A 22,084-nucleotide genomic window follows, 5' to 3' on the forward strand; every position below is an offset into this window, starting at 1 on the left:
CTGGCCGCGCTCTTGGGGCACTGGCAAGTGTTGTGCCCGATACAGGTCGTTGTCGAGCAATCAGGCAACAAAGCACATACTGGATTGCACCGCCTCCACTCTGTCTCCTTAGTCGTCCTCTGCCTTTCGTTTTGACTTGCTCGCGATCGGCATTTGGGAATTCCATTGATCCCACAGATCTTTGAGTGTTTTGACCTTCTCCGGCTGTTTCGTGGCGAGATTGTTTTTCTCTCCGATATCAGTGGCCAGGTCGTACAGTTCGGGCGGATCGTTGTTGGCTTCGCCATGGACCAGCTTCATGTCGCCATGCCTAACGGCCCACATGCCATCAATGCGCCAGTGAAGCGTCTGGTGCGGGCGCTCCTCGTTCTTGCCGGAGAGGTAAGGCAACAGATTGACACCATCAAGTTTCCACATCGGATCGACGGCACCGCCCGCTGCCGCCACGCAGGTAGGCATCACGTCAAGTTGAACGACAGGCCGATCGTCAACCTTGCCAGCAGGAAGTTTCCCTTTCCACTGGACCATCCACGGCAGGCGCGTTCCTCCTTCCCAACAGGTGTGCTTACCCCCTCGGAGCACTCCATTCCCTTCGCGATTGGCGGGCGCCCCGTTGTCGCTGATGAAAAAGATGAGCGTATTCTCTTCCAACTTCAATTCGCGCAACTTGCCGAGCACGACTCCGACGGCGTCATCCATTGCGGAAAGCATTGCATCAAACCGCTGACGACGCGGATTTTTGATTTGCTTGAAGCGTTCCAAATACTTCTCGGAAGCCTCGTGTGGGGCGTGAACCGCGTTGAACGGAAGGAAGAGAAACCACGGACCATCTTTGTGTTGCTCAATCCAGTTTCCTGCACGCACGGCAAAGGCATCTGTCGTGTAGAAATCCTTATCGGCTACCGGTATTGATTTTGAGGATTCGCGGGAGTCAATGAAGCCCTTCGGCGTAAAATAAGAGCCCGGGTTGCCAAACACGCCAAAGTATTCATCGAAACCACGTTTCATCGGCAAATGCTCGTCGCCTTTGCCGAGGTGCCACTTCCCAACGATTGTCGTGGCGTAACCGAGCGCCTTCATTCGCTGGCCCAAGGTCGTCTCGGCCAGCGGCATTCCGCCTTCAGAAGTCATTAGGTTGTTCTCATGACCGAAACGTTGCTGGTAGCGTCCTGCCATCAATCCGGCCCGCGAGGGTGAGCAGAGTGGAGCCGAAACGTATCCGCTGGTGAATCGAATTCCATTGGCCGCGATGGAGTTTATGTTCGGCGTCGACACTTCCTTCATGCCATAGCAACCCAGTTCTCCATATCCGAGGTCATCCGCGCAAAAGATCAGGATGTTGGGCTTGGCTGTCGCAGCGCCTGCTGCATGGAGTGCGAACGTAAGTACCAGCATCCAGAAGGCAATGATGAGTTTCATCGTCAGTCGATTCCTTTTGTCATCGGTTGGTTAACGGACTGGCTCGCAGAGGTCTGCACGAGGTCAACTTGACTCTATTCTCGCCCGCTTCGCTTAAAACGAAGGTTGTCATTACTGCACTAACCGGCTACGGTCAGGCAGATGATCGGAGAGCTCTCGTGAGGCAACTTTCAATCACCATTTAGTCTAACTGGTTGCCCCCGGTGGCGCTGACCGCCATGCTCGAAGCCTCGCCGCTGAATTGAGGGTAAGAGTAAAGTTGCGGGCCGCTGCGTTGCCGGGTAAACCTGTTAACAACAGGTGGACAAGCCACTGCGACACTCAATCAAGTCGCGTTGCACGGTCGGCGAAATCCTGGAGCGGCTTGATCGATTTTGGGGAGCGTCCGCAAACTTTTTGTCACTTCGTAGCCGTTCATCCCGGGCATTCCGATGTCCAGCAGGACGATTTGCGGCTTGAACGCCTTCGCTATTTCAATCGCAGTCGGTCCATAGAGTCGCTATGTTGGGACGGCCTGAACTTCGTCCGTGGCTTCACTAGAGGAAGTACGGATAATCATCGCGATACGACGAACGAAAGCACCCCGAAGCGAACGCGGCAACATCCGCTTGGGGCCGCGCAAATTTGTCCGCCGACCAATTCACAGCAGGCGGATTCTACATACAGACAGCAAATTGCCTTGTCAGGGAAAGTGCCACAATCACTCTGAGTTCATCGTGGTAGCTTTTCCGCGACATTGCTTTTCGCTGCAACCGTCGCCACATTGACTTTACTTAACCGATTCGCTGCTGGCCGCTGAATGCCATTGGCCCCTCGCCCCAAATTTCTTTGCGGGAGACGTGGAATGCTGCGTTACCAATGGCTTAAGTTTTCCACGTTGATTGAAAGCGTGGAAGTGGTCGGCAGCATAAATAAGGCCGCGATTGCTGAAATCGTGAGCGTGGCACGAGACTTTCGGCGAAATTCCGGGCTACTGCACAATGTAACCCAGCAGGAGGCATAACCAAACGGCTGGCGCAGGAGGAGAGAAAACTCTTGAAGAATTGCGAGGTTAGCCTGTCGCTCCGGTGACTTTGGACGGACTCTCTCACCGTCAGCCGCGTGACTTGGTTTGCTGTCGAAGCTAAAGCGCGTTATTGGCCGAGTCATCAACCTTTGATGTGGATGTAGCAAAGTCCCTTCGATCCGTAATCGCACGAATCATTTCATCTTCTGATTCGTTTTCCGATTGCGCTGGATCGCCATGCAAGTGCATGACATTCCGATACTCGCGAATCAAGGAATTGCGATCACTAGTCCGTACTGACCAGAAGTCTTCTAGGCGTTTCGTATGAGTCATAGAGTCCTCAATTAATCGTTGAAAAGTTTGGCATACACTCGCCAAGACAAATGTATTCATTAAATCCAAGTGATGTGGATTGTATTTTCGCGTGCACCGAATCCGACAATCTTCGCCATTCGCTCCGAGCAGCCAGGGAATTGCATTCTGACCGGCTCACGATGGACGCGGAGGGATTTCAGTTGTTCAATGCGCTCAGGAGTCAACTCCTCACCGTTGAATTTAATCACTATTGACGAACTACCGCCTCCATCCCAAGTAGCGAGTCCTTCGAAGTTGTCGATTCGAACTAACCCAGTGTGAGCGAGGATTCCGGATACGTGGTCTGACATAGTCTTTTCCAATCCAATTTTACGCCGCTCGTTGCCAACGCAGAAAAGGAACTGCGCCGCAGAAATGTTGTTCAAAATCTTAGGAGTTGAGCACCGCTACACCCGCGGGCTTTTCGTTGTCGATGCCGACCACTACACCCAGGTCAGATAGAAAGAATTGTCGCGACCGCCGTAGCCAATGATCGTCGCTTTCCGTTTCCCGCCTGCCGCAAGCTGCAAAATGACGGGGGAGTTGCCAGCCCGAAATCGATTCAGCTGGTCGCGCTTCTCAGATGATAACCTGGTGCCGTCGAACTTCAGCACCAACAAATCGCTGCCACTTAGATCCCAGCTTGCTTGAGACTCGAAATCGTTCATTCGCGCCAAGCCCGAATTCCGGCTGCCTTGTAGGATGCTTTGAAACACATCGAGATCCTTTTCAAAAAAGCTGGATTCCGAAAGCGGCGGAGTTGCCCCTATCCAGCGAACTGGGGTTTACGCTTCGCCACCGGTATCAAACTGCGGTTTCGACAAATTCGCCTCTGATGACGAATCGACGGACACTAGGTAGACATCCAGCTTCGCAGGGCGTCCAGCACGCGGATGGTTGCCATCTAAAACAACCGAATGCGTGTTGAGTTGGACGATACGGGCCCGAGGGCAATGGGTGGGATCGGAAGTTCGGCGAGTTAGTAGCATTCCCATTTTTGGTGAGCACTTGATGTGTAGGCAACTTCGCGAGACTCTTCTTATCAGCTGATTCTGGACATGTCCGTAGGCTTCGGCGGGTGATAGCGTCATACATTTCTGCTCGCCAGAATGCATACCCAACACGTAACGGCTCAAGCCAGGCAGGAGATGGTCGCTACCGACAATGAATTCCAACACCCGAGGTTTTGTCGACCGGGAATCGAGTTCCGTTGCATCGTGCATGTGTGTGTATCTCAGAGTCTTGGTTGCGTGAAGCTGAGCAATCGGTAAAGGATGCTGGAGCGGCAGAAGTAAACGTGGAGCAAGGCAACGCTACCCGGCTGTCTTACGAAGACGATTCGTTTGACATCGTCTGGTGTGCACAAAGTCTGTATAGCCTGCCGAGAATGTTCGATTGCTTGACTGAAATGCGACGAGTTCTGAGACCCGGCGGTTATCTGTGCATTTTGGAAAATGATTCGATGCATCATGTGCTGCTCCCATGGCCGCCGTCACTGGAAGTGCGAATTATCGCGGCGGAGCTCAAAGAAGCTCGCGAGACGGCTCGTCAGCCAGAAAAGTACTACTCAGGGCGCTGGCTATCGCGGCTCATGCGAAGGGCTGGTTTGCGGCGAACGCAGGAACGAAGTTTCGCCAGCACGCGGCAACAACCCTTGAGCGCCGCTGCGACGGAGTATTTCGCTGCATACTTGGAATCGCTGCGAAAGCGTGTTCGGAAGCACTTGTCTCCCGCTGCAAGCCATCGGCTAGATCAATTACTTGACCCTGATAGCCGCCGCTGTCTTTGGAAGCAACGCGACTTCGTTGCAGTGAGCCTCGACCGCCTCGTCTGGGCCCAGAAGTAAGGAATTCAGCCGTTCACAATCTCCCCACCATTCGGATGCAGCACCTGGCCCGTTAGGTACGATGAAGCCTCTGTAGCGAAAAACACAAAACAACTCGCGACTTCCGCCGGTTCACCGGCTCGTGCCATCGGCACGTCAGATCCAAATTTCTGCACCTTGTCTCTCGGGAAAGTCGAAGGAATCAGCGGTGTCCAGATCGGCCCCGGCGCCACGCCGTTTACCCGAATGCCCTTATCGACCAACTGCATCGCCAGCGAACGCGTAAACGTAACTATGGCACCTTTTGTCGATGAATAGTCTAACAACTCTGGGCTGCCGCGATACGCTGTGACTGAAGTGGTGTTAATAATCCGCGCCCCCTCCTGTAGATGCGGCAACGCGGCCTTCGTCAAAAAGAACATACCGAAGATGTTCGTGCGGAACGTTCGCTCGAGTTGTTCCGCTGTGATGTCAGCGATCGATTTTTGCGGGTGCTGCTCGGCAGCGTTGTTCACGATGATATCGATCCGCCCAAACTTTTTGATTGTCGCATTCACCGCCCGCTGACAAATACTCTCCTTTCCGATGTCGCCGGCGATCAACAGGCAGTCGCGACCAAGGTCGTTAATCAGTCGCTCAGTCTCTTGTGCATCTTCGTGCTCATCGAGATACATCACGACCACTTTCGCGCCTTCTCGCGCAAACGCGATCGCCACCGCACGACCGATGCCACTGTCGCCGCCGGTAATGATTGCAACCTGATCATGTAGCTTTCCCGTTCCAGCGTTCGCGGGCCGATCGGCTTGCGGCAACGGTTTCATCTTCGCTTCGATGCCCGGTCGACGATTCTGATGTTGAGCGGGATGAATGGCCTGCTTCTGCTGTGTTTTCGCGGGCATTGCTGCTTGTCTCCAATGCAAGTAGGGGGCGAAGTCACAGGTGTAGCGGCAAAATGCGTGCCGCTATCCGTTCGTCAAATTGGAGAAACCTCTTCGTTCAACGGAGCTACTAGCGCGCTCAACTGCCGCCCACCCAGCAACGTTAATTCTGAACAATTCTTTCCCTGATTCTCAAAACAGCGATTGATGTTCTTCCGAACTCATTGCTCATGTGTGTATGTCCGCAGGACGGATTACCAAACACGGAGCACGAACCATGAGCAGCGAACGAAAGAGCGGGGCGGTCAATCAGAAGGCATTTGACAAGGTCATTCGCGACAATCTTTCGCCGGAGGGCACAGCCGCATTGGTGATGGCGTTGCAACCAGCCGGATCGGTTCCGACTACGACGCGTGAAGGTGAACGGGCGATCGATGAGGTTCTTTGGTTCCGCGACACGCTGCTCGACATGATCGGCGTGGAGACCTTCAACCGAACCATGGATGAACTCGGGTTCTAAGCCGAAACGCCCACGTGGGCGTCGCTCGGCGGTGGTTCGCCGGGCCTGATGATGGCAGCCGATCCATCCCGAACCAAGGAACGAACGATGTCCAAGAAAACCAGCTCGAAGACCGCTACCAAGAAGAGCACGAAGAAGGCCGCGCCGAAGAAGACCGCGCCGCCTGTGGCAACGCCCAAGCCCGGCGAATGCCCCAAGGGTGGCTCGCACGAATGGACTGAGGAAGGCACCGAGACTTACTGCTCGAAGTGCAAGGAACCAAAGGTGGCGAAGTCCAAGCGAGCCGCCAAGGAAAGGTCCGCGAAGCCGGCGAAGAAGGTAAAGCTATCCGCCCTCGACGCCGCGGCCCAGGTTCTCGAATCCAGCGAGCAGCCCATGAACGCGAAGGCGATGATCGAAGCCTTGGCGACGAAGGGCCTCTGGTCGAGTCCCCGCGGCAAGACGCCCCACGCTACGCTTTACAGCGCGATTATTCGCGAGATCTCGGTGAAGGGGAAGGAATCCCGGTTCAAGAAGAAGGACCGGGGGAGCTTCGCATTCAACGGGTAAAACGTTGGCCACACGACGCCGCACGTTTGCCGCGTGCGGACGTTTTGTCGTTGGTGGGCCGAGTTCCCGCGCTCCGGGGTCGTCGCAATCGCGGGCCACTAGCGCAAAGACACGGGCGGCGCTGGTGTTTGCCCGAGAGAATGTGCAGCGATCCGCTGACTTACTTTCCCAAGTCTCTGAAGCGTTCATACGACTGATTCAGTGGGTGCGTTTCCTTCCTACCTTCGATCATTGTCGCGCACCACTCTGCTAAGCGCAAACCGAGTCTGCGAGATGCATTCAGCTCCCGATCCTCATTCGGTTGCCCGTCGACAACTGCGGTGTAATGAGCGGAGAACTTAACGCCCGTGTAGTCGGTCGGGTGCGCGGGATTCGCGGGTCATAGCCCGATTATATCAGGCCCGCTTGTGCGTCGCATTGTGCTGGGCGATTGCCGCCAAAACCCCAACCCGCGCGGTGTGCTCGTCGGAGTGCGGAATGGAATTGCGAAATGCTTCGCAGACTGGACACCACCACTCGCCCCAGAAGCCTGGCCGGCCAACCATCAAACGAACAACGTATGCCAGATCGCCTACCTCTGCCGTGTAGGTGTCCTTCCTGTGCTCGAGAGTCATCGCGCCAACCCGTTCAAGTTATAGAACTGCCGCAATTCAGCGGCGTATCGGGATGGAACGGATCGTAGATCGCCGGAAGGTTTCGATCAGTACGATTACAGACAATACCGACAAAAAATATGCCGGTGCCAAAACATGACCCATACTTCGGCGTGGAAAGACATCTGCCCCTGCTCTCCGCCCCCAGCATTTGCCCTGCTGGGGTTTTCTATGCGCAACCCGCATGTGTCAGGCAATTACCTTGCGTTCCCGTCGTTTCGTGGGACGATGCAGCCACAACCTATTCGCTGCGGGCCGCTGATTCGTGTTTGGCCCCTCGCCCCGAATTCTTTGCCGGGGATCGAGTAATGCAGGATGCGCCAGTTTGCCCGAAGTGCGGCTCCCACGAAATCGCTGTGTTTGAGCGGGACAGGCTCAAAGCCGAAGCTGCTGGCGAAAAGCTGCCGGAAGGGGCTTCTAGTGTTTGCCAGTGCATTCCCTGCGGTGCGATGTTCACTCGCCGCGCCGCCGAAGATTAGCGGTTTGGCCGGTGAGGAATTTGGGGGCATGCTGCGAAAAGACAAACTCGACATACGGTTGGGCGAAGAATTCAGACTTGCGGTAGCCCAGAACGCGGGTGAAGCTGGGGTTCACTTGCTTAAAACACCCATCAAGGCCGGCCAAGCTGTGTAGATCTCGTGAAACTTCGAAGAAGGTTGGCATTAGTCACTTCCGTGAGACGTCGCAATGAATTCAGATCCTACCCAATCCGCCGAGGTAACTATTGCAACGAGGAGATAATCGTCTTTCGAATGACTCGGAATGGCGGACCGAGTGCTGGCATAGCCGCCGTTTTCGATTAGACGTTCAATCCCGTGGCGTCTCTGCCGGCAAATACTGCGTGAACACCGCACCGCATTTTTTTGCACTGCTGCAAGGTGTTGACTTTCGTAGTCCGAAACGGTTCTCCTTCCGGCTGTAGCCAAGGGACGGTAGCGATTTGGCTCAGGTTAATGTCGCAACAGACAGGACATTGGAGAATGTCGGATATTGGCATACGTTCAGCTTAATGGTTTAACAACTCGCGGCGGCGATAAATGCCCGAAGTGCGTTGCGAATACGCTGATTCACCAGAATTTTTGTAGCTAGCGCTGGCAGACTATGGTGACGATAGAGCATTGACGAGTGTGCAACACTCTTCGGTATGCAAACACGCTCCGTCAGCGCTCACTCGCATCGATTTGCTTGCGCGTGCTCCACAGCTAGTGCATTGGCGCATTTCAGGTCGCTTCGATAATGCGCAGCACTTCCCACACCGCCCCCAGATATTCGGCCAAGCCAAGTAACGAATGGCCACGCAAAGTAACGGCCTAGCGAGAAATACGTGGGTGGACCCGGTACCATTGCTAGATTGTACTCCGGCTTGAACTTGCATTGCGCCGCGTATGTACTAAATCGCTCGGCGCAAACTTTCATCTCCTTGTGGCCTCCGCCGAGCTACATTTCGTTCTTCAGGCCGGTCAAGATACCGGCTTTGGCGTCCGTTAGTGAATCCGCAATACCCTCTGGCGGTGATGTGATGTGCATCATCGCAGTTTTTTCGCGTCTCCAGAGAAAGCGATGGTTGAGGGTGAGAATGACTGCAGCGCGCCGCGACGTAACTCGATCGATCAACTCCACTCGCTCGGGAAGATCGGAAGGCGTTATCCAGATAAAACGAACCTCAGGGTCACAAATTCTCGGTTCTATTTTGTTTCGCCGCATGAATTGAAGCCCCGTAGAAAATTCGGAGCGAGGGGCCAAAGAGTTCAGCGGCCCGCGGCGAATAGATAATCCCCGAACATGGAAGCAGGGGGTGTACCTGGAAGTTTAGCAGATGCTGTGCCGTTTTTCGTGACCGGCTTCGCCAGCGTATGATCTCGCTTCGGCGCAACAGCGGGCGGCGGAAAACTTCCAAGGACCATAACTCACAACGCAGCTCTTCGCCCGCGGCTTTTTCATTCGCTGAACCAGCCGGTTTGTGCCATGATCGCGCCTGAGCTAGACTGCCGAGGCATCCAGCTTCTCTCTGCAACGGTCAGGTTCCGCTTCTCTCTTCGGCGCTTACTTTTCGCGTCGATCCATTGACCGCAGTGACGACAACTCAGAAAGGTCACCGTATGTCTCGCTCGTTGCCATTTGTGCTTCTGCTGCTCACTTCGATGGCTGGCTATGCGAGCGCGCAGAACCAACTGACCGCCAAAAAGCCCAACATCGTCGTCATCATGGCGGACGACGTCGGTATCTGGAATCTCAGCGCCTATCACCGGGGGATGATGGGCGGACGAACTCCCAACATCGATCGAATCGCGAAAGAAGGCGCACTGTTCACTGACTATTACGGGCAACAATCCTGCACGGCGGGACGGGCTGCTTTCATCCTTGGTCAGACACCATTCCGCACCGGACTTCTCAACGTCGGAATGCCTGCCGCCAAGCAGGGGCTGCAGGACAAAGACCCGACGATTGCTGATCTGCTGAAACCGCTGGGATATGCCACGGCGCAAATTGGCAAGAATCATCTTGGTGACCGCAACGAATACTTGCCGACCGTCCACGGGTTCGACGAGTTCTACGGCATCCTCTATCACCTAAACGCGATGGAAGAGCCGTACCAGGAGGACTACCCGAAGAGTGCCGGGTTCCGCGAACGCTTTGGGCCGCGCAACATTGTCGATACCAAAGCCATGGATGTTGACGACGCTACGACAGACCCGCGTTGGGGGAAGGTCGGCAAGCAAAAGATCACTGACGGCGGGCCGCTACCGCCACATCCGAACCTGGATCCAGCTGCAAAAGTAAACATGGAAGAGATTGAACCCGAATTGGTTCGCCGTTCGCTCGATTTCATTGATCGCTCAGTAAAGGCAAACAAGCCATTCTTTCTCTGGCACAACGCAACGCGGTGCCATGTGTGGACCCACCTATCGAAGAAGTGGAAGGACAAGAGCGGCTTCGGACTTTTTGCCGATGCGATGCTGGAGTTAGATTGGGAAGTCGGAGAGCTTCTCAAGAAGCTGGACGATCTCGGAATTGCCGATAACACCATCGTGCTGTTCACAAGCGACAACGGCGCGGAAATTTTCAGTTGGCCAGACGGCGGCAATCACCCGTTCCGTGGTGAGAAGGGCACGACCTTTGAAGGCGGCTTCCGCGTGCCAATGCTGGCGAAGTGGCCCGGCACGATCAAGCCGGGCACGATTGTCAACGACATCATGTCAGCGGAAGACTGGATGCCCACGCTAGTGGCCGCAGCGGGCGAACCAGATGTGAAGAGCAAGCTGCTGAAGGGTTACAAGGCTGGCGAGAAGACGTTCAAGAATCATCTGGACGGTTACAACTTCATGCCGTTCTTCAAAGGCGACGTAGCAGAAGGGCCACGCAAAGAGTTCTTCTACTTTAGCGACAATGCCGACCTGATGGCCGTGCGCTACGAGGCGTGGAAGCTGAGTTTCAAAACCATCAAAGGCAACCTGTTCACCGGCAAAGAGGATTCCACGAACGTGCCGCTAGTAACTAACCTTCGGCAAGACCCGTGGGAGCGGTATCAAGACGAAGGCATGTTGTACGGTCGCTGGTGGGGCGAGAAGCTGTGGACGATGGTGCCCGCAGTGCAAATCGTGGGCGGGTATCTCAAGACGTTTGAAGAGTATCCACCCAGCCAAAAATCTGGCTCACTAAGCGTGACGCGTTTTCTGGAAGCCATACAGTCCGGAACCGCTGGCGGCGGAAAATAGAATTAGGGAATCAGAGCCTTACTGACGATAGTTGTCAGTGGGCACCCTGCCGGTCTTAATCGGCCAATGTGCCCAGCCCAACGCACTGCCCCGCGTTGGGCTTTTTTATGCACTTAACTATCTCAAAATCACACCGGCGGAGGTTCCGGCTTTAACCTGATCCGCGATCGCTCGTAGCATTTCCTCCCGAGATTCGTTTTCAGAATCAGCTGGGTCACCGTGAAGGTGCAATGCAGCGCGATAATCGTGAATCAACGCATTGCGGTCATAAAGCAGCGATAGCTGCACGTCATGCTCGCGTTCTGTTCTGGTCATAGAGACCTCTCTTTCATTTATCTAAACCTTACGCACCGAGTGAGCGAAAGGACGGAACCTAGCCAAGATCGCGGCAAGTACCACTGTCCCACCAGCCCAACGGCCAGAGGGTTTCCCCAATTTTGGAGCGTCAGGGGGTGGGACAGTCAGTCACTTGGCGGCACACCGGCACTACGTCAGGCTTCCCCACCTAAATCGAATTGCGGCTTCGACGAATTTGTCTCAGAGGATGAATCGACGGAGACAATGTATACCGCAAGATTCGCCTGACGGCCGGCACGTGGATGGTTACCATCCACGAGAACGGACCGTGCATTTAGTTTGACGATGCGGACCTTATGGCCGCGCATGAAGTCAGAACTCTTCGGAGTCAGCAACATTCCCATTCTTGGTGATCGCTTCGTGTGGAGGCTGCGTCGAGATATTTTTCGAATTAGCCGAGACTGCACCTCGCCGTATGCTTGAGCGGGCGGCAGGGCCACGCATTTTTGCTCGCCTGGTTGCATACCGATGACAAACTGACTTAGTCCAGGCAGGACATGATCGCTGCCGATGATGAATTCCAGTACTCGAGGCTGCGACGATCGTGGATCGTGTTCACGGGCATCGTGCATGTGTGTGTATCGAATACGGACTCGGTCACCAATCTGCGCACTCATGTTTCCACTCCCTTAGATTGCATCTAACCCGAGGTATCACGCCTCAAAAGGGCTTGGTGACTCGAGATGCACAAAAAGCACCGCCGACAGCGGACCGGCTGAAAAATAAGAGCCCTCGGAAAAGCGATGATTCCGATGGCAGATAAGAGAGGCCATTCGGCCTGTTCGCATGTGAATTGTACCGCGTTGTGGTGCAAGAAGTGGTTTAAACTTGCGAGTTGGTGTGAAATGACCTTTTCTGAATAGCGTGCCCCATTTCTGCTAACTTGCTGCTCGCTTCAGCGAAGCAATCACAATAGAGATCCTTCCGGCGAAATCCTCGTGTTGCGACAACCCCAGCAGAATGATCAGCGCCACGATCCCGTCGTTTCGCTCCCGGTTCGACTTTACCCATCTGGCCACTGTTCGTTTCCATACTCAAACACGAACAGCCCCCCAGTGCATTCGACGTGCTGCTACAGTGCGATCATCCGCGAGATCTCGGTGAAGGAGAAAGAATCTCGTTTCAAAATGACCGAACGAGGCAACTTCGCGTTCAACGGATAGACCGGAGGCAACCGGTTTGCCCACGAACGCCCCACGTTTGCCGCGTGTGGGCGTTTTGTCGTTGGTGGGCCACCTTCCCGCGTTCCGGGTTCGTCGCGGACCTGGGCCACTGGCGCAAAGCCCTGTGCTAACTGCCAGAAGACTTGTCGCGGAAAATTCTTCCGCACGATATGTTGGCGGCGCAGTGCTACTTCGCTCGATTCAATAGCTCCGCCATCGACTGGCCCATCGCTTCGCCGACATCCATGTAAACCTGGGCCTTGCCTCCGTAGTGGCCATTGCCGCTACCGCCCTGCGCCATCTGGTTGGTATAGATCGTCGCGACGTTCCCCTTGAACTCCGGATATTTGCCAGTCGCTCCATCCACTGCCAAATGCCCCTGAAGTACCTGAGCACCGAGCCCAGTGCTGCCTTTAACTGATTCACCCATCGTGGCTAGGACGAACTTCGCATTCGGAGTGTCAAACTCCTTCCGCACTGCCCTGATGAAACGCACGAGGTTTTCTTCATATTTGGCAGCAAGTGCAGGGTCACCGGCGTCCTTTTCCCCTTGCCAGAAAAAGAAGCCGGCGACTTCGTAGCCGTTCGCTCCCGGATAGTGATTTTCGAGATCCGCCAAGGCTTTCTTCGCGTCGCCGATGTCGGAATCCCACTGTTTGCCGGCATACCAATCGATCGGCTTATCATTCTTGTCCAGCCATGGGGCTGGTTCGGTTTTAAGACCCTTGGTCGGATCCATCTCCCACGAGTTGGGTTTATCTTTGTAGCCGGCGTAGACCATTTTCTTTTCGACGCCTGCTTTGTCCTTGATGGCAAACTCAAAGCGCTCGCTACCTGGAGGTGCGAGATCCCAGCCAAGGCTGCGGTTCCCGATGCAGCACTTGAGAAGCAGCACGGGTGCGTCAATCGCATTGCCCAGCTGGTGCCCGATTCCCAGCTCGGGGCCGAGGGTGCCACCGCTGACGGTCAACCATTCATTATTCAGCGGCCCCTTGCCGGACATGTATCGCACAAAGCGGACGTCCTTCCGAACCGTCCAACTCCCTGCTTCATCCACAAGATACGGGTACTTCTTCTGCTCCTTTACCGCGTGCTCTAGGGAAATGTCTCCCCCTTTGATTTTGCCGAGGCCGACCATGTTGGACTGGCCGAGCAGTATGAAGACTTGGACCGGCTTGGTCATGTCTGCGGGTTTGCCGTCGGGCTGCGGAAGTGTCTTCGTGCTATCCTGCGCCAAGCCAGGAATTGCCACCGAAGCGAGCGCCACAGCGACTACGACTGCAAATCGACTGAAAAGCGACTTCATGGTTTCTCCTGCGGTTTTTAGTCTGCCGGTGCTAGGCGAGGTAGCCCCACCCGGTCAAGTCCACATCGGCCGGCGCTCACTCATACGCACACCGCGATTAGCCGTTCGGTGAAATCTTGCAGCCAGCAAGGAGGGCAGTTACCATTTTAGTGCATGACCGGCAAGCCAACATGGACAGAGACGAAAGACCCGCTTCGGCGTGAGCTACGTGATGCGGAAGGGAATGTGCTTGCGACAATTAATCGTGACGGGCACCGCCACCAGTTTTTCTGGGAGTCTGGTGGCACGTGCGGAACATGCTTCAGGCTGATCGAAGCGATGCGCGATGCGGAAGCGGCGCTAAGCCAGTCTGAAAATTGAAAAAAACCGGCACATGCTTCGACATATACTGGGGCTGTCCGTGTGAGCAAACCCTGCCGGAATGCCCACAACGGCCAATCGAAAACACCCACCACAAGCGGACAGCAAGAGAATCCGTTCAAAGTCGCCGGGCGCTTCCAGCGGGTTTAATCTGGCACCTGCGGCAACTCGATTCCCAGCGCCCGCATGGTTTACCTTCCCAGTTTCCTTTCAAGCGCAAGTACCTATTTTTCAAGTTTGTCGATTTTGCGAAGTCCGAACAGGGGCGTCGTCGCTCGTCATTGAATCAATTCGGCGGCGCAACGCCTGCTTCTGGAAGGTATTTAACGGCAGCATTTTTGCGAACCTTTCCCGCGCATCGCGCGACGTTGTTATTGGCTACTGCTGGCCGAACCCGTGTGAGCGGACGCTGAGCAAGGCTGGCAGCGCGATCAATTGCATAGCCGGACAAATCAACACGCCAATCGCCGAGAAGACGCCAAACAGGCGGATCGGCGCGAGGTCGCTATACCAGAGTGATACAAGGCGATCGCCGTGGTTGTTGTCGCCAATCCCAGCGGGAGCACCGCGTGCCGCACGGCATTCCTTATTGCGTGCGCGTCAGGCCGAAGCAATTGGAGGTTAACTCGTCCAGCATTTCGCTACCGATGATCACGCGGCTAAACAGCCGTGGGTTTCCATGTGATTGAGTTTCCAAGGATTGGTTTGTCAACGAAGTAGACAGTTGTGCGAGCCGAGGATCATCTAGATCGCAACCGGGCCAGCTAATGACGACGAGCTCCTCGCCGCCTAACTTATCGCGAAACCAGCGGTACTGCCAAGTCTCCGTGAAATGCGCAGGGAGCCAATCGTGGACATCGCTGACGTTGCTACGAATCGCGGCACGAGCGCCACTCCCATTAGCGGGAAGAGGCAAGCCAAAAGGCAAAGCACGAAGAGCGCCCAGCGTGGAGGCGAATTTGTGGTAAGATTCTATGGAAGCGGTCCGGCTGGGGGGGCGATGCGGCGAGTTTCATTGCTTCCGAGCGGACGAGCCTGAGAACTAACCACCTTGCAACCCGATTTGCAGAGAATCCGCCGTCGAGCGTTTTGGGGCGATAGGCTCGGCGAGGTTCAAAAACTCGCTGACCAGGCGATTGATCAACCGCGAACATTCGAGCTGCGGCGCGTGGCCGCAATTGGGAATCATCAAGAACCGATGATTCGGAATCTCTTTGACCGCTTCTTTCACCGCCAGCGGATCGACGATCCGGTCTTCACGGCCGCAAACCACCAGCGTCGGTCGCTCAATCAGCTTCAATTTGTCGCGCACCGAATGACTCTTGGTGCCCCGCACCGTTTCAAAAAAGGCCTTACGCCAACGTTTGCAGGCAAACTTCTTCGCGTAGTATTGAACAATTCGCGGACTGGCAAAACGTCGGTCGTGAAAGGTGCTTTCCACTAGGCCTTGATAGTTCTTGTGCCGGGCTCCTTCCGTGATCGGCAAGCGTTCTTCGGTACCTAAGCCAGAAGGGCACAGCAAAACAATCTTGCCGACCTTATCTGGATATCGCGCCGCATATTCAACGGAGATTTGTCCGCCCAGACTGCTCGCCACCAAATGGTAGGGGGGAGACTGAACGTACTGATCCAGATAATCCGCCAGGCGGTCGGTCAAGAACGCAATGTTGATTGGCTTGCGGGCGGCCAACCGCTCCTGCATGACGTCGCCGCCGTACACAATCACGCCCGGAGTGTGCACGTCAAATTGCTGCTGCCATACGCGGCGATTGGGGTACCAACTTTCGCCCTGTTCCGCCAAGCCGTTGACGAGAACCAACGACTTGGTGGGACGGTACGCGTCAGGTTTGGACCAACCCAGGTAGCTGAGGAGCTGTTGATACATAGTGAAGTACAGGACGCGAGGCGCCATTTTCGTCAAAGGTTGTGGCTCTGCATCCTACTCCGTGTACAGGATGAGCAACGTAATTGTTGCGCACTGGATCGCGGCGTCAAATCACCGCTGCGCCGGTTGGCGCGAACCAGCCCATCAGTTGCAAGAAGCGGACCAGGGCGGAAATAATACCGCATCTTAAATGTTCTGAGAGGAGAGCTGCGGCCGCAGAGAGCCGCTCGCGGTTAATGGTGGCGAATCTGCGGTTGCAATAGCGATAGGGATTTCGGCAACTCTTGAGGCGGCGCGCACAGTTCGAAGACCGGGCGTTTAACGAAGATTTCGGCTTAAAAAAAATTCAGCCGGTAACACTCTTGCTTGACTTGCGCTTGCGAAATAACCTGCTGACGTTATTCGTCTTCCCTGCCATCGATTAGTCCCGAGCGTACCGTGAATCCTCCCCACATGTTCTCACTGACGTCGATACTCCGCTCTGATGGCCGACCCTAACACTCGTGAATATGCCCGGCAGTATCTTTCGATTTACAACAGCACCGAGCCCTATGTGCATGGATGCAATTATCCCGCAGCCGACGTTCGGCAGCAGCAAGAGTTAGACAAATCACCCGGCCACATGAACTCGTGAGTAGCACCTTGTGCCAGAAGCGCGGCGTGATCGAGGCGACAAGCACGCTGGAGAAGTTCGAACGAGTATTCATATTGCTCGCGATCAATGATCCGCTCGGACTCGCCGATGTTGTCACCGCGCGTGGGAATGGAAGGAGCCACGGCCGATTGGCAAACGACCTTCGCTTTGCGCAACGGCCTCGCTGCCGTACTTGCGGTCGAGGCAGCGATCAATAAACGCCAACTCGCGGATCCGCACGGCAGGTTCACTGCCGCTGACGTTGTGAAAGCAGATCGCCTTCAGATCTAGTTGCTTCTTCGCAGCCAGCGTTTCATCAGCCACGCGACAAACTGCATCGAGTGACGCCTTGTTATCACCCAGTTCGTTGTAGGCGAGGGCCAATCGAATCGAGTCGTCGGCGCTCAGATCACCAACGTCGCGTCGAGACAATTCAACCACTACACGTTCCGCAGCACGCTTGGCCAAGTACTCTTTGCGAGCAAGTTCGTCTGGGCCTACTTGAGCGAAGGCGACCTGTGACATCAGGCAGGCGTAAACAGCGATCAGCAGCACGCGCATCTTAAACTCCTAGGAAATTAGCTCAGAAGTAAGACGGAGGGGCGTGAGAATCGTTTCGCCAGCCCAAAGACATCGCCAAACAGCCTGGCACAAGTTCATGCAAAGTGACTGCTCGAGCGACAAAGTTATCGCGGGCAGATTTCAAACATCCGTGGAATCCGCCGCACCAAACGAGCGGCATCCCTAGGCATGAGCTTTGCCCCAGCCTTGGTAGTTCAATTTACCCAAGGAGACTCGAGACAATGTCAACGACTCATTCGATCAATCAAGCTGTGGCAGAGCAGAGGCACGCTAGCGAGTTATCGCAGTCATCCGAACGAGAGGGAGGCGAGCAGCTGTTCGAAGTGAATGTAGGTCCGTCGGAACGGACGCTTTCGCTCGTTGGTGGCACAGTTTTACTCGGCTTGGGACTCAGCCGTGGTAGCATGAGTGGCTTAGCCATGCTCGCCATGGGCGGAGCTCTGGCGTTCCGGGGTGCCACAGGCCATTGCTCGGTATACCAATCCCTCGGTAAATCTACTGCGGAGACCTAGCTCAAGATCTGTGCCAGCGCACTCACGGCTGCTTTCGCCTTCTCCAACCCGCCGATCTGATCCACGAACTTCTTCACTTGGATCAGTTGCTGTATGTTGTCCATGGGAACTGCCATCGGCTTGCGACCACGCTTCCCAACCTTGCCGCCCTTCTTCTTGGCGTGCAGCAATTCGCGTAAGGGCGAGCCTTGGTTTGTGATGACACTAACCGGCAGCGAGGACACCAGAAAGCTTTCTGGAGCCCTAAGAGAAAACTAAATAAGAGGCTGCTAGCGGTCACGCCGTGAGCTGCACAACGCCTTCTCTACCAATCCAGTCGCGAACCGCCGACAGAACCGGGCGGACAATCTGAAAATTTGTTTCAGCACCAGCTCAGAGAACTCAGTGCGCGACCCGTAACGATTTGCTGCCACTGAACTGCGTGCCCGCCTAGCGCTCAGCTCGCTGCACAGCAAGCCCACAATCTGTAAGGCATGCTGTTTGCATTCGCTGGCCGGTTTTCAGGCACTTGCGAGAACTACTTTGTCACCTGATCCACCGATCGTTGTGGCCGGAGCGAATGGCGACCTAGGGCGCCGGATCAGCCCATGGACTTCACCACGAAAGATGACACGGCTGCTTTCACCGCCGCCGCGGCGCTCGATTCTTCAGCGCCGCGCTTCCTCCGCATTTCCGGTCAGCGGTTGAGCGCCCGTGAGCTCGCTGAGGCCGCAAGTCGAGCAACGGGGCGAAAGTACGGACTTCTCTGGGGTGGAACCTTGGGAATGCTTTCTGCCATGGCAACAATCGCCCGCTTGTTGCGGCCCGCCAGCCAAGAGGTTTATCCCGCGTGGCAAGGGATGCAATACATGCGCGCCATGCTCGACGGACTCGGCTTGCTAGAGCCGCTCGATAATAAACGCTATCCGGAACTTGGCTGGACCAGCATCGAGTCGTTGCTGGCGAAGTTGAAAGAGAACGTGGAGCCAGCTACTAGCTCGCGACCGTAAAGTTAGGCCGATACTGCGCAATCATTTACTCGCTGGCGTACACCGGCTTGTCCGTTTGTGTCCACTGTGCGACTGGACGGCCTGCGCTCCGCCACCATGATCCGGCTTGGTCGAGTTGGATGAGGCCAGGCGAGTCCTCCCACGTCTCCTGCCGGCCGTACGGCGTGAGATCCAACATTTGCAGTGTTGGGAGCATGGTCTCGATTCCGCGCCACTTGGTTTCATAGGTCTGAAACACCTGTTCTTGCGTCCGCAGATAACAGCGGAGGTCGCCGCCGTCGCGAGTGGCTAGCGCTGGGCGGAGTCTGCAGTCGAGAACCAGGGTGCGGTCCAACCCATAAAATTCCGATAGGCTAGAATCTCTTCTAGCGGTCCGCTGCTAAACACGGCGTAGGTCACATCGCGCGCGGCGAGGTACGCACCTACGGCAGCGGTCATGGCCGCTTGGCTGTGTGTGCAACCTTCGCAATGCTGGTGGTGAGGAGCCCCCCGGCTTCCACATGAAATGGTAGACGAGCAGCATGCGGCGGCCTTCGAACACGTCCTGCAACGTGACCGGACCGTTTGCGCCAAGGACCTTGAGCGGTGCCATCAGTGTCATCGGCAACCGGCGGCGGGCCGCGGACAATGCGTCGCCGGCATGCGTATGCTCTTTCTCGCGTACGAGCAATTCAGCCCGTGCTTGCTCCCACTGCGGGCGGCTGACAATACTCGGTGTCGAGGCTTCTTTCATGATTCGTCCTCAGGGTAAGGTTTCACGCAACCAGATATGAGCGATCACGCTCGCGCCGCAATTGGCTCGGACGAAGCTCGCTGCTATGTCTGAATATGGTCGAACGGTGCTGTCTCTATTCGACATTCCGCCAAAAGCTTCTCGGCAGCCGTGTCGGCAACTTGTGCGAGTTTGGAACGTGGAGGAATTTTTGACGAGTATGTCGATTCGCAAGACGGGCGTTCGACCAGATAATAGCATGTAGGCCCGAAAGTTAACTCTGACTGCGGTGCAGGCTCGTAGCAGTCGAATTCTCTTAGGACAGCGCAAGATGACACGTCTCCTCGTTCGCGGCTTTACGATTTCCCTGGACGGATATGGCGCTGGTCCCGAACAGTCGCGTGAGAATCCGCTCGGTGTGGGCGGCGAAGAACTACACAACTGGTTGGTAAGTAGTCGCACGTTCCAGCAAATACTGGGCAAGGAGGGTGGTGACAGTGGCATCGACAATGACTTCGCGGCGAGAAGTATGTCAGGGATTGGAGCGTGGATCCTGGGCCGCAATATGTTCGGTCCTATTCGAGGCGAGTGGCCCGACGAGTCGTGGCGTGGCTGGTGGGGAAACAATCCGCCCTATCACGCGCCGGTTTTTGTGCTGACGCATCACCAGAGGCCTCCACTAGAAATGGAAGGCGGGACAGTCTTTCACTTCGTGACGGAGGGAATCGAGGCCGCACTGGAGCAGGCGCGGGCTGCGGCAGGCGCTCAGGACATTCGGCTCTTGGGCGGTGCCGCCACCATTCGGCAGTATCTGCAGGCTCGTTTCGTCGATGAAATGCACTTGGCGGTTTCGCCGCGGCTTCTGGGCTCAGGAGAACATCTGCTTACAGGACTCGACTTACCCGCCCTGGGATACAAAATCGCAGAGTGTATTCCAAGTGATAAGGCTGTGCATTACACGTTGATCAAGAGCTAACGCGTTGGCGCAGAAATCTATCGACGCTCGTTTAAAGCAGGCGGCATATTTCGGCGGTCATTGTCGGATAAGCGAGGCTGGACGCAGCACCGCGGGCGACGTCCACCGGCACGACGTGCGTGAAGCGCCTCAGCAGGCGAAACAGCGGCCCAAACGCCACTCCCGTGAAAGCCGCCCAGTAGCTGTGCTTCATCACCCGAAACGGCAGCACCGCTCCCAACACGAGTGCATCCAGGTAACTCGTGTGGTGCGGCGCGAGCACAAATTGTGAGTTCTCGGGGAGGTTCTCCAAGCCTTGGACACGAATGCGAAACAAGAGCCGCATCAGCGCCCAATTGAGAGCGAAGAGACACCACCCTGCGGCAAGTTCCACCGGCCCTAGCGGCAACAGCCAATACCGGCGATCCTCGCCGAGTGCGATTTCGGGCGAGTCAAGCGACAGCTGCAGCGTGACGTGCTGGGGATCGAAAGGCCCTGCCTCGCGCGCGAGCTGCAGCAGATCGCCAATCGTTTCGGTCCGATACAGTGCATCGTCGGGCAACTCGATGCCGCAGTGCCGGCCGATCTCCAGCGTCACTTCCATCCAGCCGAGTGAATCGATTTGCAAATCGGCCTGCAGCTGGGTTTGCAAGGTTAGCGTTTGATCGGGAAATCGTGACCGCAACCATTGCCAGACCTGTTGGCTGCGCGCGTCCTCGGGTACCGCCGAATCCTGTTGCAACATAACGCCGATCGCTTAGCGAAATACCGCCGCATATTGACGGTACCATTCGCTTTGAAAACGCTCGCTCGGATCGTATTTCCGCTTGAGCCGGAAGAAGTCACGAATATTGGGATAGCAAGCGCTGACCTGCTCAGGCGTAGCCCAGCGGTGGTAGGTCAGAAAGAACGAACCCTTGAACTCAATGACGCGATCCAGGATTTTGCGGAAGTCGGCTTTCGCCTTGGCGATTCCTTCTTCGGTGTGCCGCACATGCAAGTTACAGACGACGCACACCGACTTCTGTCGGGCCCAGGGTAAAAACGTCTCCTCATCCGCCTCAATGAAGCGAATCGTGCCGTAAGTGATGTCGGCCTTGCGGTCGGCCAGGTCCTGGCGAATGGCGGTGAAAAACGGCATCAGCGCGTCGTGCTTGAGATACACTTCCGTGATCATCTCCGTCCCCTTTTCAGCCTCGACCGCCGTGCGGTGCACGACGAAGTCGCCCGCCAATTGGTGCGTGTCGGACCAGTACACCTGACCATCGGTCTTACCGTAGTGCGCGGCGTAGACCTCGAAAGCTTTTTGTTTGTCTATCCGCATCAGGCGATACAGTTCCGCCCAATCGTCGGCGGAAAGTTTGGCTGGCTTTTCGCTGACCGGCACATCAGCCGCCACCGGTTCGTAGCATGGAAACACACCAGGATGTTTTTCGGCAGCACCCGAAAGTTCAGCCGAGTACTGACAGTCGCCGAGGACGAACCCTTGGTCTACCCGCCGCTGATATCCGTCGAGCAGATCTTTGACGGCGATTACTTCGACCCGGCGGCGGACCTTAAAGCGTCGCGTCAGCCTTAGCTGCACTTGCGTGATGATGCCGAACAGGCCGTAGCCGCCGATCGCCAGTGAGAACAGCTCCGAATTCTCCTTGCGACTGCATTGGTGCTGTTCTCCGGCCTCGTCCAGCAGTTGAAACGACTCAATATCG

General features: G+C 55.8%; 26 protein-coding genes, 1 other RNA gene and 1 pseudogene. 10 read left to right on the forward strand and 18 right to left on the reverse strand.

The window, feature by feature from the left end; genetic code table 11:
- Window positions 1–108: 108 nt before the first annotated feature.
- A complete protein-coding gene (locus M9Q49_RS14520) occupies window positions 109–1,419 on the reverse strand; it encodes a sulfatase-like hydrolase/transferase (protein ID WP_254509476.1) in 1,311 nt (436 codons plus the stop codon).
- Between the two features lie 325 nt (window positions 1,420–1,744).
- Window positions 1,745–1,897, reverse strand: coding sequence for a hypothetical protein (locus tag M9Q49_RS36030; protein ID WP_390844816.1), 153 nt, complete (start codon window positions 1,895–1,897; stop codon window positions 1,745–1,747).
- A gap of 366 nt (window positions 1,898–2,263) precedes the next feature.
- Here M9Q49_RS36030 and M9Q49_RS14525 point away from each other — a divergent pair, with 366 nt between their 5' ends.
- Complete coding sequence (locus M9Q49_RS14525; protein WP_254509477.1) at window positions 2,264–2,422, forward strand: hypothetical protein; 159 nt, start codon at window positions 2,264–2,266, stop codon at window positions 2,420–2,422.
- A 395-nt stretch (window positions 2,423–2,817) separates the two neighbouring features.
- Here the strand turns inward: M9Q49_RS14525 and M9Q49_RS14530 are convergent, their stop codons facing one another.
- The 3 genes from M9Q49_RS14530 to M9Q49_RS36035 form a co-directional block, all read right to left on the reverse strand.
- On the reverse strand, window positions 2,818–3,165 hold the full coding sequence (locus tag M9Q49_RS14530; RefSeq protein ID WP_254509478.1) for a hypothetical protein: 348 nt from the start codon (window positions 3,163–3,165) through the stop codon (window positions 2,818–2,820).
- 57 nt (window positions 3,166–3,222) lie between these two features.
- Window positions 3,223–3,447 carry a hypothetical protein gene (locus M9Q49_RS14535; protein ID WP_254509479.1) on the reverse strand — a complete coding sequence of 75 codons (225 nt, stop codon included), beginning with the start codon at window positions 3,445–3,447 and terminating at the stop codon, window positions 3,223–3,225.
- Between the two features lie 117 nt (window positions 3,448–3,564).
- Window positions 3,565–4,068 carry an FKBP-type peptidyl-prolyl cis-trans isomerase gene (locus M9Q49_RS36035; RefSeq protein ID WP_390844818.1) on the reverse strand — a complete coding sequence of 168 codons (504 nt, stop codon included), beginning with the start codon at window positions 4,066–4,068 and terminating at the stop codon, window positions 3,565–3,567.
- On the opposite strand from M9Q49_RS36035, the gene M9Q49_RS36040 reads away from it, so the two are divergent.
- The gene (locus tag M9Q49_RS36040; protein WP_390844820.1) at window positions 4,005–4,625 is read left to right on the forward strand and encodes a class I SAM-dependent methyltransferase; all 621 of its coding nucleotides are present in this window, start codon (window positions 4,005–4,007) and stop codon (window positions 4,623–4,625) included. The genes M9Q49_RS36035 and M9Q49_RS36040 overlap by 64 nt on opposite strands.
- Window positions 4,626–4,630: 5 nt before the next feature.
- Here M9Q49_RS36040 and M9Q49_RS14540 read toward each other — a convergent pair whose 3' ends face one another.
- Entirely contained in the window at window positions 4,631–5,503 is an 873-nt protein-coding gene (locus M9Q49_RS14540) for an SDR family oxidoreductase (RefSeq protein WP_254509480.1), read from the reverse strand.
- Between the two features lie 256 nt (window positions 5,504–5,759).
- On the opposite strand from M9Q49_RS14540, the gene M9Q49_RS14545 reads away from it, so the two are divergent.
- The 3 genes from M9Q49_RS14545 (at window position 5,760) to M9Q49_RS14555 (ending at window position 6,551) form a co-directional block, all read left to right on the forward strand.
- Window positions 5,760–6,002, forward strand: coding sequence for a hypothetical protein (locus M9Q49_RS14545; protein WP_254509481.1), 243 nt, complete (start codon window positions 5,760–5,762; stop codon window positions 6,000–6,002).
- Window positions 6,002–6,066: hammerhead ribozyme type II (locus M9Q49_RS14550), an RNA gene on the forward strand. Before M9Q49_RS14545 ends, M9Q49_RS14550 begins: the two co-directional genes overlap by 1 nt.
- Before the next feature lie 23 nt (window positions 6,067–6,089).
- Window positions 6,090–6,551 (forward strand): winged helix-turn-helix domain-containing protein, encoded by a 462-nt coding sequence (locus M9Q49_RS14555; protein ID WP_254509482.1) that lies wholly within the window; start codon window positions 6,090–6,092, stop codon window positions 6,549–6,551.
- Window positions 6,552–7,657: 1,106 nt separating this feature from the next.
- Here M9Q49_RS14555 and M9Q49_RS14560 read toward each other — a convergent pair.
- Window positions 7,658–7,867 (reverse strand): PAS domain-containing protein, encoded by a 210-nt coding sequence (locus M9Q49_RS14560; RefSeq protein ID WP_254509483.1) that lies wholly within the window; start codon window positions 7,865–7,867, stop codon window positions 7,658–7,660.
- Between the two features lie 1,436 nt (window positions 7,868–9,303).
- Here M9Q49_RS14560 and M9Q49_RS14565 point away from each other — a divergent pair.
- Window positions 9,304–10,920 carry an arylsulfatase gene (locus M9Q49_RS14565; RefSeq protein WP_254509484.1) on the forward strand — a complete coding sequence of 539 codons (1,617 nt, stop codon included), beginning with the start codon at window positions 9,304–9,306 and terminating at the stop codon, window positions 10,918–10,920.
- A 117-nt stretch (window positions 10,921–11,037) separates the two neighbouring features.
- Here the strand turns inward: M9Q49_RS14565 and M9Q49_RS14570 are convergent, their stop codons facing one another.
- From M9Q49_RS14570 to M9Q49_RS14585, 4 genes are all read right to left on the reverse strand, one after another.
- Window positions 11,038–11,235, reverse strand: a complete 198-nt coding sequence (locus M9Q49_RS14570) for a hypothetical protein (RefSeq protein WP_254509485.1) — start codon at window positions 11,233–11,235, stop codon at window positions 11,038–11,040.
- A 176-nt stretch (window positions 11,236–11,411) separates the two neighbouring features.
- Window positions 11,412–11,894 (reverse strand): FKBP-type peptidyl-prolyl cis-trans isomerase, encoded by a 483-nt coding sequence (locus tag M9Q49_RS14575; protein ID WP_254509486.1) that lies wholly within the window; start codon window positions 11,892–11,894, stop codon window positions 11,412–11,414.
- A gap of 733 nt (window positions 11,895–12,627) precedes the next feature.
- A complete protein-coding gene (locus tag M9Q49_RS14580; RefSeq protein ID WP_254509487.1) occupies window positions 12,628–13,707 on the reverse strand; it encodes a sialate O-acetylesterase in 1,080 nt (359 codons plus the stop codon).
- 1,441 nt (window positions 13,708–15,148) lie between these two features.
- Window positions 15,149–16,018: an alpha/beta fold hydrolase gene (locus M9Q49_RS14585; protein ID WP_254509488.1), complete on the reverse strand. Its 870-nt coding sequence runs from the start codon at window positions 16,016–16,018 to the stop codon at window positions 15,149–15,151.
- A gap of 457 nt (window positions 16,019–16,475) precedes the next feature.
- Between M9Q49_RS14585 and M9Q49_RS14590 the strand changes: the two genes are divergently transcribed.
- Window positions 16,476–16,625, forward strand: a complete 150-nt coding sequence (locus tag M9Q49_RS14590; protein WP_254509489.1) for a hypothetical protein — start codon at window positions 16,476–16,478, stop codon at window positions 16,623–16,625.
- 114 nt (window positions 16,626–16,739) lie between these two features.
- Here M9Q49_RS14590 and M9Q49_RS14595 read toward each other — a convergent pair whose 3' ends face one another.
- Window positions 16,740–17,186, reverse strand: a complete 447-nt coding sequence (locus M9Q49_RS14595; protein WP_254509490.1) for a hypothetical protein — start codon at window positions 17,184–17,186, stop codon at window positions 16,740–16,742.
- 242 nt (window positions 17,187–17,428) lie between these two features.
- On the opposite strand from M9Q49_RS14595, the gene M9Q49_RS36045 reads away from it, so the two are divergent.
- Window positions 17,429–17,719 carry a YgaP family membrane protein gene (locus M9Q49_RS36045; protein ID WP_390844066.1) on the forward strand — a complete coding sequence of 97 codons (291 nt, stop codon included), beginning with the start codon at window positions 17,429–17,431 and terminating at the stop codon, window positions 17,717–17,719.
- Here M9Q49_RS36045 and M9Q49_RS14600 read toward each other — a convergent pair.
- Complete coding sequence (locus tag M9Q49_RS14600) at window positions 17,716–17,943, reverse strand: hypothetical protein (RefSeq protein WP_254509491.1); 228 nt, start codon at window positions 17,941–17,943, stop codon at window positions 17,716–17,718. The genes M9Q49_RS36045 and M9Q49_RS14600 overlap by 4 nt on opposite strands.
- A 363-nt stretch (window positions 17,944–18,306) precedes the next feature.
- Here M9Q49_RS14600 and M9Q49_RS14605 point away from each other — a divergent pair, with 363 nt between their 5' ends.
- Window positions 18,307–18,708, forward strand: coding sequence for a hypothetical protein (locus tag M9Q49_RS14605; protein ID WP_254509492.1), 402 nt, complete (start codon window positions 18,307–18,309; stop codon window positions 18,706–18,708).
- Between the two features lie 25 nt (window positions 18,709–18,733).
- Here M9Q49_RS14605 and M9Q49_RS36050 read toward each other — a convergent pair whose 3' ends face one another.
- The 3 genes and pseudogenes from M9Q49_RS36050 to M9Q49_RS36055 form a co-directional block, all read right to left on the reverse strand.
- Window positions 18,734–19,042 carry a DUF899 family protein gene (locus M9Q49_RS36050; RefSeq protein ID WP_390844069.1) on the reverse strand — a complete coding sequence of 103 codons (309 nt, stop codon included), beginning with the start codon at window positions 19,040–19,042 and terminating at the stop codon, window positions 18,734–18,736.
- Window positions 18,997–19,281 carry a DUF899 domain-containing protein gene (locus M9Q49_RS35460; protein WP_261365058.1) on the reverse strand — a complete coding sequence of 95 codons (285 nt, stop codon included), beginning with the start codon at window positions 19,279–19,281 and terminating at the stop codon, window positions 18,997–18,999. The genes M9Q49_RS36050 and M9Q49_RS35460 overlap by 46 nt, the downstream gene beginning before the upstream one ends.
- Window positions 19,205–19,441: pseudogene (locus M9Q49_RS36055) on the reverse strand (DUF899 family protein); the annotation flags it as partial. The gene M9Q49_RS35460 and the pseudogene M9Q49_RS36055, both read right to left, overlap by 77 nt.
- A 310-nt stretch (window positions 19,442–19,751) precedes the next feature.
- On the opposite strand from M9Q49_RS36055, the gene M9Q49_RS14615 reads away from it, so the two are divergent.
- Window positions 19,752–20,396, forward strand: a complete 645-nt coding sequence (locus M9Q49_RS14615) for a dihydrofolate reductase family protein (protein ID WP_254509494.1) — start codon at window positions 19,752–19,754, stop codon at window positions 20,394–20,396.
- A gap of 31 nt (window positions 20,397–20,427) precedes the next feature.
- Here the strand turns inward: M9Q49_RS14615 and M9Q49_RS14620 are convergent, their stop codons facing one another.
- Both M9Q49_RS14620 and M9Q49_RS14625 read right to left on the reverse strand, forming a co-directional pair.
- Window positions 20,428–21,120 (reverse strand): 1-acyl-sn-glycerol-3-phosphate acyltransferase, encoded by a 693-nt coding sequence (locus M9Q49_RS14620; RefSeq protein WP_254509495.1) that lies wholly within the window; start codon window positions 21,118–21,120, stop codon window positions 20,428–20,430.
- Between the two features lie 12 nt (window positions 21,121–21,132).
- Complete coding sequence (locus M9Q49_RS14625) at window positions 21,133–21,960, reverse strand: hypothetical protein (RefSeq protein ID WP_254509496.1); 828 nt, start codon at window positions 21,958–21,960, stop codon at window positions 21,133–21,135.
- Window positions 21,961–22,084: the final 124 nt, after the last annotated feature.

This window comes from Anatilimnocola floriformis (genome assembly GCF_024256385.1).
GTDB lineage: Bacteria > Planctomycetota > Planctomycetia > Pirellulales > Pirellulaceae > Anatilimnocola > Anatilimnocola floriformis.